The sequence below is a fragment of the Pseudomonas sp. F01002 genome (assembly GCF_004402115.1).
GTDB lineage: Bacteria > Pseudomonadota > Gammaproteobacteria > Pseudomonadales > Pseudomonadaceae > Aquipseudomonas > Aquipseudomonas frigoris.
The window spans coordinates 107,654-120,724 of sequence record NZ_SOPU01000004.1 but is presented as its reverse complement, the minus strand read 5'-3'; the positions used below and the strand labels follow the sequence as shown (position 1 = coordinate 120,724).

Annotated in this window: 10 protein-coding genes and 1 pseudogene; all 11 read left to right on the top strand. The window is 59.8% G+C overall.

Annotated elements, in window-relative coordinates; all coding sequences use genetic code 11:
• Nucleotides 1-92: 92 nt before the first annotated feature.
• Nucleotides 93-221 carry a hypothetical protein gene (locus E3W21_RS31580; RefSeq protein WP_256661486.1) on the top strand — a complete coding sequence of 43 codons (129 nt, stop codon included), beginning with the start codon at nt 93-95 and terminating at the stop codon, nt 219-221.
• 336 nt (nt 222-557) lie between these two features.
• Nucleotides 558-1,646, top strand: coding sequence for a 3-deoxy-7-phosphoheptulonate synthase (locus E3W21_RS03495; RefSeq protein WP_129443712.1), 1,089 nt, complete (start codon nt 558-560; stop codon nt 1,644-1,646).
• Nucleotides 1,647-1,935: 289 nt separating this feature from the next.
• Entirely contained in the window at nt 1,936-2,817 is an 882-nt protein-coding gene (locus tag E3W21_RS03490; protein ID WP_134418469.1) for a triacylglycerol lipase, read from the top strand.
• A gap of 106 nt (nt 2,818-2,923) precedes the next feature.
• Complete coding sequence (locus E3W21_RS03485) at nt 2,924-3,205, top strand: peptidylprolyl isomerase (protein ID WP_129443708.1); 282 nt, start codon at nt 2,924-2,926, stop codon at nt 3,203-3,205.
• A gap of 135 nt (nt 3,206-3,340) precedes the next feature.
• Entirely contained in the window at nt 3,341-5,209 is a 1,869-nt protein-coding gene (locus E3W21_RS03480; protein ID WP_134418462.1) for an extracellular solute-binding protein, read from the top strand.
• On the top strand, nt 5,209-6,270 hold the full coding sequence (locus E3W21_RS03475) for a microcin C ABC transporter permease YejB (RefSeq protein ID WP_123368175.1): 1,062 nt from the start codon (nt 5,209-5,211) through the stop codon (nt 6,268-6,270). Before E3W21_RS03480 ends, E3W21_RS03475 begins: the two co-directional genes overlap by 1 nt.
• Nucleotides 6,270-7,292: an ABC transporter permease gene (locus E3W21_RS03470; protein ID WP_046048461.1), complete on the top strand. Its 1,023-nt coding sequence runs from the start codon at nt 6,270-6,272 to the stop codon at nt 7,290-7,292. The genes E3W21_RS03475 and E3W21_RS03470 overlap by 1 nt, the downstream gene beginning before the upstream one ends.
• A 14-nt stretch (nt 7,293-7,306) precedes the next feature.
• The gene (locus tag E3W21_RS03465) at nt 7,307-8,881 is read left to right on the top strand and encodes an ABC transporter ATP-binding protein (RefSeq protein ID WP_134418455.1); all 1,575 of its coding nucleotides are present in this window, start codon (nt 7,307-7,309) and stop codon (nt 8,879-8,881) included.
• 164 nt (nt 8,882-9,045) lie between these two features.
• The gene (locus tag E3W21_RS03460) at nt 9,046-10,461 is read left to right on the top strand and encodes a sigma-54-dependent Fis family transcriptional regulator (protein ID WP_134418449.1); all 1,416 of its coding nucleotides are present in this window, start codon (nt 9,046-9,048) and stop codon (nt 10,459-10,461) included.
• Between the two features lie 296 nt (nt 10,462-10,757).
• Complete coding sequence (locus E3W21_RS03455; protein WP_046048463.1) at nt 10,758-12,149, top strand: GntP family permease; 1,392 nt, start codon at nt 10,758-10,760, stop codon at nt 12,147-12,149.
• A gap of 7 nt (nt 12,150-12,156) precedes the next feature.
• Nucleotides 12,157-12,931: pseudogene (gene hbdH, locus E3W21_RS03450) on the top strand (3-hydroxybutyrate dehydrogenase).
• Nucleotides 12,932-13,071: the final 140 nt, after the last annotated feature.

The following is a 13,071-nucleotide window of genomic DNA, read 5'->3' as shown; positions in this document are numbered from 1 at the left end:
GATAGAAAATGCCGTCGGTGATCGATAGCATTTTCTGATTGAATCCACGTACCGGCCTCGAGTAAGCTCGGCGCACTCATCGGAGATAAACCATGTTCAACGCCCTCTCACAGCTTCGTACCGTCAGCGCCCTGCGCTCGGTGTCGGCTGCCCGGGTGAATGACGTTTGTGCTCCGGTCAGCTTTTATTTTGGGTATTGGTTTAGCCACTGGCGCGCCTGATACCCACACGGCGCCCACTTTAAACGGGTCGCCACCAGAGAATTCTCAACCCCCGGTCGGCTTCCCGACCGGGGGTTTTGTTTTTTCAGCCCCGCACATTTTTAGCGACACACCAGACAACCAGAGGATTCAAAAATGAACTACGCCACTTATTACCGTTACGACAGTTTTACCGCCTGGCGATTTAGCAGCCTCCGCTCGGGACAGCCTGCCGCCTCCGATCGGTCACCCACAGGTGGCAAGCACACACACGCAGCCAATCCGGCCAATTGTCGAACACCCCAGTAGGGCCGAGTGCGCGGGAACGAACCCGCCGCCAGCCCAGGAAGCCCGAATATGAACTCGTCCGTCTCTGCACTGCCGCTGTCCACCTTGAGCCCTGCCAATGAAGCGCTGACCCAGCGTCTGCCCAGCTCATTGCAACTCAAACAGCAACTGCCACTCAGCAACGTCCTGAGCCAGCAAGTCGCCGCCCACCGCCAAGCGGTTCGCGCGATCCTCAACGGTGAAGACTCCCGTCTGCTGGTCATCGTCGGCCCCTGCTCGATTCACGATCCTCAGTCCGCCCTCGAATACGCCGGCAACCTCGCCCGCCTCGCCGCCGAGGTCAGTGATGAAATGCTGCTGGTGATGCGCGCCTACGTCGAAAAACCCCGCACCACCATCGGCTGGAAAGGCCTGGCCTACGATCCCCATCTGGATGGCAGCGATGACATGGCCGGCGGCTTGACGCTGTCCCGCGAGTTGATGCGCGAAATGCTCCGCCTGGGACTGCCGATTGCCACTGAACTGCTGCAACCGATGGCTGCCGGCTACTTCGACGACCTGCTGAGCTGGGTCGCCATTGGTGCTCGCACCACCGAATCGCAGATCCACCGTGAAATGGCCAGCGGCCTGAGCATGCCGGTCGGCTTCAAGAACGGCACCGATGGTGGTGTCGGTGTGGCCAGCGATGCCATGCGCTCCGCCGCCCATCCGCATCGCCATTTCGGTGTCGACAGCCAGGGTCATCCGGCAATCATTCAAACACCGGGCAATCCCGACACCCACCTGGTGCTGCGTGGCGGACACCGCGGGCCGAACTACGACCGCGACAGCGTCGCCCGGGTGAACAGTGATTTGACCAAACTGAAGATCCCGGCCCGGATCATGGTCGACTGCAGCCATGCCAACAGCGGCAAAGACCCGTTGCGTCAGCCAGCGGTGTTTAACGATGTGCTTGAACAGCGCCTGCAAGGTGATCGATCACTGATCGGCATGATGATCGAGAGCCATCTGTTCGAAGGCTGCCAACCGCTGAGCCCGTCCATGCGTTACGGCGTGTCAGTCACGGACGGCTGCCTTGGCTGGAGCGGGACGGAATCATTGTTGCGCCAGGCAGCCGACCGGCTCAGAGCGCAGAGCAGCGATCAACAATCGGCGTGAGCCATACCCTCTTTCAGTCCTCCTATCGAGGACTGGACGTCGGAATCGAGACACGATTAACAGGCAAAGGGTGTTCGCGGAGTAGGCCATCGCAGTAAAACTGCTCTGTTACAGATAAAAAGATGTCCAAATATTCCGACCAAGACCTCATGTACTTTCGAACTTTCGTACATTTTCTATGCCGTTTTCATCAGATTACAGCGGCTTTTTCATACAACGTCGAACAGCGGGTGTGCTTTAGAGTGAGCCCATCAACACACCTCTGAACGACTGCGAAAAAGGAAAGAACATGCTACGGAATGCAACTACTCAGTATCCGATCCTGTTGGTCCACGGGCTCTTCGGCTTCGATCGCATCGGCAAGGTCGAACTCTTCCATGACGTCAAGCAGGCCCTCAGGAGTGCAGGCGCAAGAGTGTTTATCCCGCACTTGTCGGCTACCCATAGCAATGAAGTCCGCGGCGACCAACTTCTGGCGCAGATCGAGCGGGTACTGGAAGGAACCGGTGCAAACAAAGTCAACCTGATCGGCCACAGCCAAGGCGCACTCGCTGCACGGTATGCGGCGGCGACAGCGCCGGAGGCAATCGCTTCGGTGACCTCCGTCAGCGGACCGAATCACGGCTCGGAACTGGCCGACTTCTTGCGCAAGGCGCTGACGCCCGGGCGCCTGCCGGAACATGTCGCCGCGACGGTTGCAACGTTGTTTGCAGACTTTCTGTCGTTGCTCAGCGGCCACCGTCACCTGCCGCAGAACGCCATCGCCGCTCTGAATGCCCTGACCACCGAAGGCGTAGGCGCGTTCAACGACAAGTACCCCCAGGGATTGCCGAAAACCTGGGGCGGCAAGGGTCGCGAACTGGTCGGCGGCGTACGTTATTACTCCTGGAGCGGCACCCTGCAGGGCGACATTCTCGACAAAGGGCTTGATGCACTGAGTCCGCTGCACGGGTTCCTCCGCGCCTTTTCCCGATACTTCACCACCGAACCCGAGCAGAACGACGGCCTGGTTGGCCGCTACAGCTCCCATTTGGGCAAAGTCATCCGGTCCGACTATCCGTTGGATCATCTGGACAGCCTCAGCCAGGCCGCCGGTCCGTTGCGCAAGGGCATCGACCCGATTGCCCTGTATGTGCAGCATGCGGAGCGTCTGAGAAATGCCGGTCTATAAAGGAATGCCAGCGATCTGTGCGAACTGGAGGGAACTTTGAGGAGAAATAGACCACTGAATCCGGTAGGCTCCGCACTTTACTGAACATTGAAAGGAGTATTTTTCCATGGCCAAAGCCACTGCCCGTCACATCCTCGTTGCCAGCGAAGCCAAGTGCAACGAATTGAAAGCCCAAATCGAAGGCGGCGCTGATTTCGCCGAAGTCGCCAAAACCAACTCCACTTGCCCTTCCAGCCGCCAGGGCGGTGATCTGGGTTCGTTCGGTCCAGGCCAGATGGTCAAGGAATTCGACGCCGTGGTCTTCAGCGCACCGATCAACGTGGTGCAAGGCCCGGTCAAGACCCAGTTCGGTTACCACCTGCTGGAAGTGACCAGCCGTCAGGACTGATCAACCTTTAAGTTTTCTGCACAGCGGCCCGCCTTTTGGTGGGCCGTTGTGTTTCGGATACGTGATACGGGTGGCAAGGGACGCGCCTCTAGCGTACAAATTGCGGTTATTGACCACCCGGCTCTAAGGCTGACAATGCGACTGGCTTTCCCTACTTTATTGTTCACGGCCGTGGCCCTGTTGTTGGGCGCCGCCGGTGTGAATGCAGCACCGCAACATGCATTGACCGTGTACGGTGAACCGGCGAAGTATCCTGCCGGCTTTAGTCATTTTGCCTACACAAACCCGCAAGCCCCCAAGGGTGGCACGATGCGCCGCTCGGCCGTCGAAATCGGTCATTTCGATCATATGTTGCCTTACATCGACAAAGGCATTGGCGTCACACAGATCGACGGCCTGCTTTACTCGCCTCTCGCCCAGCGTTCGCTGGACGAGCCATACACCGTGTACGGTCTGGTGGCACAGAAGATGGAGCGCTCGGACGACGGTTTGTTCCTGCGCTTCTACCTGAACCCCAAGGCCCGTTTTGCAGACGGCAAACCGATCACGGCCGAAGACGTTCGTTACACCTTCGACCTGTTGATGACCCAGGGCAGCCTGCGTTATCGCACTCAATTTGCCGATGTCAAAGGCGTCGAAGTGGAATCACCTCTGACGGTTCGGTTCGACTTTAAAAGTAATGAAAACCGTACCCTGCCCCTTGATATCGCGACCTTGCCGGTGTTTCCCGAGCATTGGTGGAAGACTCGCGACTTCGCCAATGGTGGCGGTTATGAGCCACCTTTGGGCAGTGGCCCCTACAGGGTGAGCAAAGTCGACTCCGGTCGCAGCATCACCTTCACGCGCAATGCCGATTGGTGGGGCAAGGATTTACCGGTCAGCCGCGGCCTCTACAACTTCGATCTTTTCAGCATCGAGTACTTCGGCGATACCGACGTCGCCCGCCAAGTCCTGCGCGGCGGTGCTTACGACTACAACCGCGAATTCTCCGCCACCGGTTTCTCCATTGGCTACGACAGCCCGGCCCTGAGCGACGGGCGCCTGCAAAAGGCGCATCTGGCAACCCAAGCCCCCCAACCGGCTCAGGGCTTTGTGTTCAACCTGCAAAACCCGCTGTTCCAGGACCGTCGAGTGCGTCAGGCGCTGGTCATGCTCTGGGATTTCGAGTGGAGCAACCGGCAGATGATGCGCGACATGTACATCCGCCAGCAGAGTTATTTTTCCAACACCGACCTCGCCGCCCGACAACTGCCGGACGCCGGCGAACTGGCGATTCTCGAACCGCTGCGCGGGCAGGTCCCCGACGAGGTGTTCACCCAGGTTTTCCAGGCACCGAAAACCGACGGCAGTGGCGTGATACGCGACAAACAGTTGCAGGCACTCGACTTGCTCGAACAGGCCGGCTGGAAACCCGATGGCGATCAACTGGTCAACGCCGAAGGCACGCCGCTGAGTTTCACTTTCCTGGTCAGCCAGAACGGCATGGACCGGTTGCTGCTGCCTTATAAGCGCACCCTGAAACAAATCGGCATCGACATGAACATCCGCCGCATCGACTCGTCCCAATACGTGAGTCGCCTGATGAGCCGCGACTACGACATGATCGTCACCGGCTACCCGGTCACGACGTCGCCCGGGGGCGAACTGCTCAATTACTTCGGCTCGGTCTCGGCCAACGACCCTGGCGCCAATAACTACATGGTGTTGAAAAATCCGGCGGTCGATACACTGATCGCCGGGCTGGTTCGCGCCACCACCCAACCCGAAATGCTGCACTACGCCCACGCGCTGGACCGGGTGCTGCAATGGAACTACTACTGGATTCCAAACTATTACCCGCCGGGCAGCTCCACCGTGTGGTGGAACCGTTTCGGCAGGCCCAACGAGCAAGCGAGCAATGACGAAGCCATCGAGAGCTGGTGGGAAATCAGCACCACACCGCTGACCAACCACCAGATGACCGCTGAGCAAATCAGCCGTGGCAAACCCGGAGGGCCGCACTGATGTGGGCTTACATACTGCGGCGTCTGCTGCTGATCATTCCGACGCTGGTGATCATTCTTCTGGTCAACTTCATCATCGTCCAGGCCGCGCCGGGCGGCCCGGTGGAACAGGCCATCGCGCACTTGCAAGGCATCGGCGGCGCGAGTGTCGGTGGCGGTTCCGGTGAACGCATGTCCGGCACCTCCCGATCCAGTCGCGGCCTCGACCCGCAACTGATCAAGGACATCGAAAAGCAATACGGCTTCGATAAGCCGGCGCACGAACGCCTGTGGCTGATGCTCACCAGTTACGCGCGCCTGGACTTCGGCAAGAGCTTTTTCCGTGGTGCGACCGTCACCGACCTGATCCTGGAAAAAATGCCGGTGACCATTTCCCTTGGGCTCTGGGCGACGCTGATCACCTACCTGGTGTCGATTCCCTTGGGCATCCGCAAGGCCGTGCACCACGGCAGCCACTTCGATATCTGGAGCAGCACCGCGATCGTCATCGGCTACGCCATGCCGGCGTTCCTGTTCGCGATGTTCCTGATCGTGGTATTCGCCGGTGGCACCTCGCTGAACTGGTTCCCGGTGCGCGGGCTGGTCTCGGACAACTTCGAATCGCTGTCGACCGTGGGCAAAATCGCCGATTACTTCTGGCACCTGGTATTGCCGGTGACCGCGCTGGTGATCGGCGGGTTCGCCACGCTAACCATTCTGACCAAGAACTCCTTCCTCAATGAAATCACGCGCCAGTACGTGGTCACCGCCCGCGCCAAGGGTCTGAGCGAACGCCGAGTGCTTTACGGTCACGTGTTTCGCAACGCCATGCTGCTGGTGGTCTCGGGGATTCCCCAGGCGTTCATCAGCGTATTTTTCGCCGGCTCCCTGCTGATTGAAGTGATCTTCTCCCTCGACGGCCTGGGTCGTATGAGCTACGAAGCCGCGGTTTCACGGGACTATCCGGTGGTATTCGGTTCGCTGTTCATCTTCACGCTGTTCGGTCTCTTGATAAAACTGGTCGGCGACCTCTGCTACACCCTCGTCGACCCGCGTATCGACTTCGCCGCGAGGAACGCCTGATGTTCAAGCTCTCGCCGTTAGGTCGTCGTCGTTTTGAGCGTTTCAAGAAAAACCGTCGTGGCTGGTGGTCGCTGTGGTTGTTTGTCGGCCTGTTCCTCTTGACTCTCGGTGGCGAACTGATCGCCAACGACAAACCGCTGATCGTCAGCTACCAGGGATCCCTCTACTTCCCGGCCCTGAAGCGTCATACCGAGCAGGAGTTTGGTGGGCAGCTGCCGTTCCAGGCGGACTACCGCAGCGACTATGTGCAGAAACTGATTCACCAGGACGGTGGCTGGATGCTGTTCCCGCCAATCCCCTTCAGCGACGACACGCCGAACTATGACCTCAATCAACCAGCGCCTAGCCCGCCGACGAAGGTCAACTGGCTGGGCACCGACGACCAGGCGCGAGACGTGTTGGCCCGAGTGATTTTCGGTGCGCGGGTGTCGATCCTGTTTGCCTTGATGCTGACCTTTGTCAGCGCACTGATCGGCATCGCTGCCGGCGCCCTGCAAGGCTATTACGGTGGCTGGGTCGACCTGATCGGTCAACGGTTGCTGGAGGTTTGGTCGGGGCTGCCGGTGCTGTACCTGCTGATCATCCTGTCGGGGTTCGTCGAGCCTAATTTCTGGTGGCTGCTGGGGATCATGGCGCTGTTTTCCTGGCTGGCCCTGGTGGACGTGGTTCGCGCCGAGTTCCTGCGCGGACGCAACCTGGAATACGTCAAAGCCGCCCGGGCGCTGGGCCTGACCGACCGCAAGGTTATCGTCCGGCACATCCTGCCCAACGCAATGAACGCGACGCTGAGTTATCTGCCGTTCATTCTGACCGGAGCGATCTCCACCCTCACAGCGCTGGACTTCCTCGGCTTCGGCATGCCTGCCGGCAGTGCATCGCTGGGCGAGTTGATCGGTCAAGGCAAGCAGAACCTGCAAGCGCCGTGGCTGGGATTAACGGCATTTTTTACCCTGGCGCTGATTCTTTCTTTACTGGTGTTTATCGGGGAGGCGTTACGTGACGCTTTCGATCCGAGATCATGACGCGGACTGTTGATATGAGTAACAACCTGATCGAAATCCGTGACCTCTGCGTCGCCTTCAGTGGCCAGGCCGTGGTGCGCAATCTGTGCCTGGACATCCGCCCCGGCGAATGCCTGGCGCTGGTGGGCGAGTCGGGCTGCGGCAAGTCGGTGACCGCTCACTCGATCCTGCAACTGCTGCCCGAGACCGGCACCGAAACCACGGGCAGTATTCGCTATCGAGGCCGCGAACTGGTCGGCGCTCCGGCCAAGGTGTTGCGAGAACTGCGGGGTAACCGCATCGCGATGATCTTCCAGGAGCCCATGACCTCGCTCAACCCATTGCACAGCATCGAAAAGCAGATCGGCGAAACCCTGCTGCTACACAAGGGGCTGGCCGGTAAAGCGGCGCAAGCGCGGATTCTCGAGTTACTGCATTTGGTCGGCATTCAGAAACCCAAAGAGCGGCTCAAGGCCTACCCCCATCAATTGTCCGGTGGCCAGCGGCAACGGGTGATGATCGCCATGGCCCTGGCCTGCGAACCGGAGCTGCTGATCGCCGACGAGCCGACCACAGCGCTGGACGTGACGGTGCAGCGCAAGATCCTGCTGCTGCTCAAATCCCTGCAACAGCGTCTCGGCATGTCGCTGCTGCTGATCAGCCACGACCTCAATCTGGTGCGCAGCATTGCCCAACGCGTCTGCGTGATGAAGGCCGGGGAAATCGTCGAGCAGGCACCTTGCGAAACGCTGTTTACCGAACCGAAACATCCTTACAGTTGCGTGCTGCTGAACGCCGAACCCGAAGGTGAAGCACTGCCCCGGGACGAGCGCGAGAACGTGCTGGAAGTGGACAATCTGCGCGTTCAGTTTGCTCTCGGTGGCGGGCTGTTTCAGCGCAAGACCTACCTGAATGCCGTGGACGGCATCAGCCTGAACATTCAACGCGGCAAGACGCTGGGCATTGTGGGCGAATCCGGTTCCGGCAAGTCGACGCTGGGTCAGGCGATCCTTCGCTTGCTCGATTCCGAAGGCAGCATTCGCTTTCAAGGTGAAGCGCTGGACGGCCTGACGCAAAAACAGCTGCGGCCGTGGCGCAAGAAAATGCAGGTGGTATTCCAGGACCCATTCGGCAGCCTCAGCCCGCGAATGTCCGTGGCGCAGATCATCAGCGAAGGCCTTGAGGTGCATAGCCAGTTGACGGCTGACGAATGCAAAGCCGAGGTAATTCGGGCGCTGGAAGAAGTCGGCCTCGACCCGCAAAGTCGTCATCGCTACCCGCATGAGTTTTCCGGTGGCCAACGCCAACGCATCGCCATCGCCCGGGCGCTGGTACTGAAACCGGCGCTGATCCTGCTGGACGAACCGACCTCGGCGCTGGATCGCACGGTGCAAAAACAAGTGGTCGCCCTGCTCCGCCAACTTCAGGAAAAACATGGCCTGACCTACCTGTTCATCAGCCACGACCTTGCAGTGGTGCGCGCACTGGCTCACGACATGATCGTGATCAAAGACGGCAAAGTGGTGGAAAGCGGTGCCAGCCACGACGTGTTCGATTCGCCACAGCATCCGTATACCAAGGAGCTGTTGGCGGCGGCGCATCCGCGATAGTCATAATCGCGCTATGCAGTTGGACCGCGTAACGGCCATCGTCGGAACGCCGCCCGGAGCAAGCTCGCTCCCACAGGAGATTTGTGAACGACATAGATCAAATGTGTGCGAGCTTGCTCGCGATGAGGCCCCCACAGACACTACACATTTTGGACATGACGCCCATGAACACCACCGAAAGCCTCAAGGACTATCAGCGCGTTCGCCTGCTGGCGATCCGTTCGTTGTTCGAGATCATCGAGCAGTCCAGCGAAGGTACGGTGATTGTCGACCGCGATGCGAACATCGTCTGGATGAACGAGCGCTATGCCCGACGCTTCGGCCTGGAATCGGCGGAAGTAGCGATCGGCAAGGCCTGCGAAAGTGTGATCCCCGGCAGTCTGTTGCGCGAGGTGGTACGCACGGGGCGGCCGATATTGCTCGACATGCAGGACACCCCCAAAGAACCACTGGTGGTGATGCGCCTGCCGATTCATGACGACGCCGGCGTGGTGATCGGCGCCATCGGGTTTGCGCTGTTCGACGAATTGCGCAGCCTCTCGCCGATGCTCAAGCGCTACATGAGCATGCAGGAAGAATTGGCCTCCACCCGCTCGCTGCTGCGAGCGCGGCAAACCAAGTACAACTTCGCGCACTTCATCGGCACCAGCGCCGCCAGCCTCGAAGTCAAACGCCGCGCCCGGCGCAGCGCGAGCGCCGAGTCTCCGGTGTTGCTGCTCGGTGAAACCGGCACCGGCAAAGAGCTGCTGGCCCAGGCGATCCACGGCGCTTCGCCGCGCGCGCACAAAGCCTTTGTCAGTATCAACAGCGCGGCGATTCCCGAATCGTTGCTGGAAGCGGAATTCTTCGGCACCGCGCCCGGCGCGTTTACCGGTGCTGATCGCAAAGGCCGCGCTGGCAAGTTGCAAATTGCTCAGGGCGGCACCCTGTTTCTCGATGAAATCGGCGACATGCCGCTGCCACTGCAAAGCAAATTGCTGAGGGTACTGCAGGAAAAAGAATTTGAGCCGGTGGGCTCCAACGAAGTGATCCAGAGCGATGTGCGGGTGATTGCCGCAACCTCCACGGATCTGGAAGCCGCGATAAAACGCGGCGAATTTCGCGCCGATCTTTATTACCGCCTTAACGTGCTGCCGATCCAGGTCCCGCCGCTGCGTGATCGACTTGATGACCTGCCAGCCCTCAGTGAAGCGATTCTGGAGGAGCTGCGCAGTCAGCACGAATTGAACCGCGAAGCCTTGGACCTGCTGGGTCAACATGCCTGGCCAGGGAATATTCGTGAACTGCGCAACGTACTCGAACGCGCCGCACTGCTCAGTGATGACTTAATGCTGAATGCCGCGGATATCCGCGCGGCGATTGGGACGTTCACTCCGGTAGAGCGCGTGGCGCCTGTAATGATTGAGCCGGTTGCGCATGAGACTTTCAGTGAGGCTCGGGAGCGGTTTGATCGGCAGTTGATTGAAAGCACCCTCGCGCAATGCGGCGGGAAGGTTGTTGAAGCGGCGGCGCGGTTGGGGCTTGGGCGGTCGACGCTGTACAAGAAAATGGTGGCGTTGGGGATTGCGGAGTCTCCATAAAGAGACATACATCTCCACTTGTAGACAGAGCATCGTCGGAACGCCGCCCGGAGCAAGCTCGCTGCCACATTTGACCGCATTCTTGCGCGCAACTCGGTCAACCTGTGGGAGCTTGCTCGCGATGAGGCCGGCATACCGATAAAAGTCTCAAACTAGAGACGCCCAACTAAAACCCAACTCAAACAATCTACATATATCCTTATATTTCAATAGCTTGCGTGTATGGCACGAAACTCGCTATAGCCCTCTCCCACAACAGTTCCACCCTACAAAAATAACAATCCAGGAGACACACCATGAGTGTGATCATTGCCTTGGCAGCCCTCACGCTGCTAATGCTCGCGGCTTACCGTGGCTACAGCGTTATCCTCTTTGCCCCGATTGCCGCCCTCGGCGCCGTGCTGCTCACCGACCCTTCCGCCGTCGCCCCCGCCTTCACCGGGGTGTTCATGGAGAAAATGGTCGGCTTCATCAAACTGTATTTCCCGGTATTCCTGCTCGGTGCAGTGTTCGGCAAGCTGATCGAGCTGTCGGGCTTTTCGCGCTCCATCGTCGCAGCGGCGATTCGCCTGCTCGGCACGAGTCAGGCGATGCTAGTGATCGTACTGGTCTGCGCCCTGCTGACTTACGGCGGCGTGTCGCTGTTCGTGGTGGTGTTCGCGGTCTACCCGTTTGCCGCTGAAATGTTCCGCCAGAGCAATATTCCCAAGCGACTCATCCCGGCGACCATCGCCCTCGGTGCCTTCTCGTTCACCATGGACGCCCTGCCCGGCACCCCGCAAATCCAGAACATCATCCCCAGCACCTTCTTCAACACCACCGCCTGGGCCGCGCCCTGGTTGGGCCTGATCGGCGCGATCTTCGTGGTCTGCGCCGGCATGCTGTTTCTCCAGCGTCAGCGCAACAAGGCGCAGCACGCCGGTGAAGGGTATGGCACCGATTTGCGCAACGAGCCGGAAACCGCTGCCGACATCAAACTGCCCAACCCGTGGATCGCCGTGTCGCCGCTGCTGGCCGTCGGCATCATGAACCTGCTGTTCACCCAGTGGATTCCGCAGTGGTATGGCAAGACCCACAGCCTCGCGCTGCCGGGCATGGCCGCGCCGGTGACCACCGACATCGCCAAGCTCACCGCGATCTGGGCGGTGCAGGCCGCCCTGCTGGTCGGCATCATCATGGTGTTGGTGTTCGGCTTCCAGGCGATTCGCGGCAAGTTGGCTGAAGGCAGTCGAAGCGCGGTCAGCGGTTCGTTGCTGGCGGCGATGAACACCGCATCGGAGTACGGCTTTGGTGCGGTGATCGCCTCCTTGCCGGGCTTCCTGGTATTGGCCGACTGGCTCAAGAGCATTCCCAATCCGCTGGTCAACGAAGCGATCACAGTGACCCTGCTGGCCGGCATTACCGGTTCGGCGTCGGGCGGTATGAGCATTGCGCTGGCGGCCATGGCCAATGACTTCATCGCAGCGGCCCACGCCGCCAACATCCCGCTGGAAGTGCTGCACCGGGTGGCCGCGATGGCCAGTGGCGGCATGGACACCCTGCCGCACAACGGCGCGGTGATTACCTTGCTGGCGGTCACCGGCCTGACCCACCGCGAAGCCTACAAAGACATTTTCTGTATTACGCTGATCAAGACCCTGGCGGTTTTTGTGGTGATCGGTACTTTCTACGCCACTGGCATTGTGTGAGGTATTCATGACGACTCTTTCGGGCAAGACTGCACTGGTCACCGGTTCCACCAGCGGTATCGGCCTGGGCATCGCCCTCAGCCTGGCCAAGGCTGGCGCCAACCTGATCCTCAACGGTTTCGGTGATGCGTCCAAAGTGATTGCCGAGGTCGAGCAATTCGGCGGCAAGGTCGGCCATCACCCGGCTGACGTGAGCAACCCTGAGCAGATCGCCGACATGATCGCCTACGCCGAGCGTGAGTTCGGCGGCGTGGACATCCTGGTCAACAACGCCGGTATTCAGCATGTGGCGCCGGTGGAAGAGTTCCCGGTGGAACGTTGGGATTCGATCATTGCGATCAACCTGTCGTCGGTGTTTCACAGCACTCGCCTAAGCCTGCCCGGCATGCGCGACAAGGGCTGGGGCCGGATCATCAACATCGCCTCGGTGCACGGTCAGGTCGGCTCGGTGGGCAAGGCGGCTTACGTGGCGGCCAAGCATGGCGTCATCGGTTTGACCAAGGTGGTCGGGCTGGAAACCGCCACCACCAACGTCACCTGCAACGCCATCTGCCCGGGTTGGGTGCTGACGCCACTGGTGCAGAAGCAGATTGATGACCGCATCGCCAAAGGGATCGACCCGCAACAGGCGCAACATGACTTGCTGGCCGAGAAACAGCCTTCTCTGGAGTTTGTGACGCCGCCACAATTGGGCGAACTGGNTGCTGTTTTTGTGCAGTGAGGCCGGTAGCCAGGTGCGTGGCGCGGCGTGGAATATTGATGGTGGGTGGTTGGCGCAGTGATCTGACGTTAGACCGCGTTATCGTTCATCGCGGGCAAGCCACGCTCCCACAGGTTTTTGTGGTTGGCGCTGGATTAGGGTTCGACACAAACCCTGTGGGAGCGTGGCTTGCCCGCGAATGGATCTGAAGATAGAAGAAGA

What these genes read in the sequence shown, in the direction of transcription:
- E3W21_RS03490 (WP_134418469.1), top strand. Translation starts at nt 1,936, where the DNA reads ATGCTACGGAATGCAACTACTCAGTATCCGATCCTGTTGGTCCACGGG.
- E3W21_RS03465 (WP_134418455.1), top strand. Translation starts at nt 7,307, where the DNA reads ATGAGTAACAACCTGATCGAAATCCGTGACCTCTGCGTCGCCTTCAGT.
- E3W21_RS03470 (WP_046048461.1), top strand. Translation starts at nt 6,270, where the DNA reads ATGTTCAAGCTCTCGCCGTTAGGTCGTCGTCGTTTTGAGCGTTTCAAG.
- E3W21_RS03485 (WP_129443708.1), top strand. Translation starts at nt 2,924, where the DNA reads ATGGCCAAAGCCACTGCCCGTCACATCCTCGTTGCCAGCGAAGCCAAG.
- E3W21_RS03475 (WP_123368175.1), top strand. Translation starts at nt 5,209, where the DNA reads ATGTGGGCTTACATACTGCGGCGTCTGCTGCTGATCATTCCGACGCTG.
- E3W21_RS03460 (WP_134418449.1), top strand. Translation starts at nt 9,046, where the DNA reads ATGAACACCACCGAAAGCCTCAAGGACTATCAGCGCGTTCGCCTGCTG.
- E3W21_RS31580 (WP_256661486.1), top strand. Translation starts at nt 93, where the DNA reads ATGTTCAACGCCCTCTCACAGCTTCGTACCGTCAGCGCCCTGCGCTCG.
- E3W21_RS03495 (WP_129443712.1), top strand. Translation starts at nt 558, where the DNA reads ATGAACTCGTCCGTCTCTGCACTGCCGCTGTCCACCTTGAGCCCTGCC.
- E3W21_RS03480 (WP_134418462.1), top strand. Translation starts at nt 3,341, where the DNA reads ATGCGACTGGCTTTCCCTACTTTATTGTTCACGGCCGTGGCCCTGTTG.
- E3W21_RS03455 (WP_046048463.1), top strand. Translation starts at nt 10,758, where the DNA reads ATGAGTGTGATCATTGCCTTGGCAGCCCTCACGCTGCTAATGCTCGCG.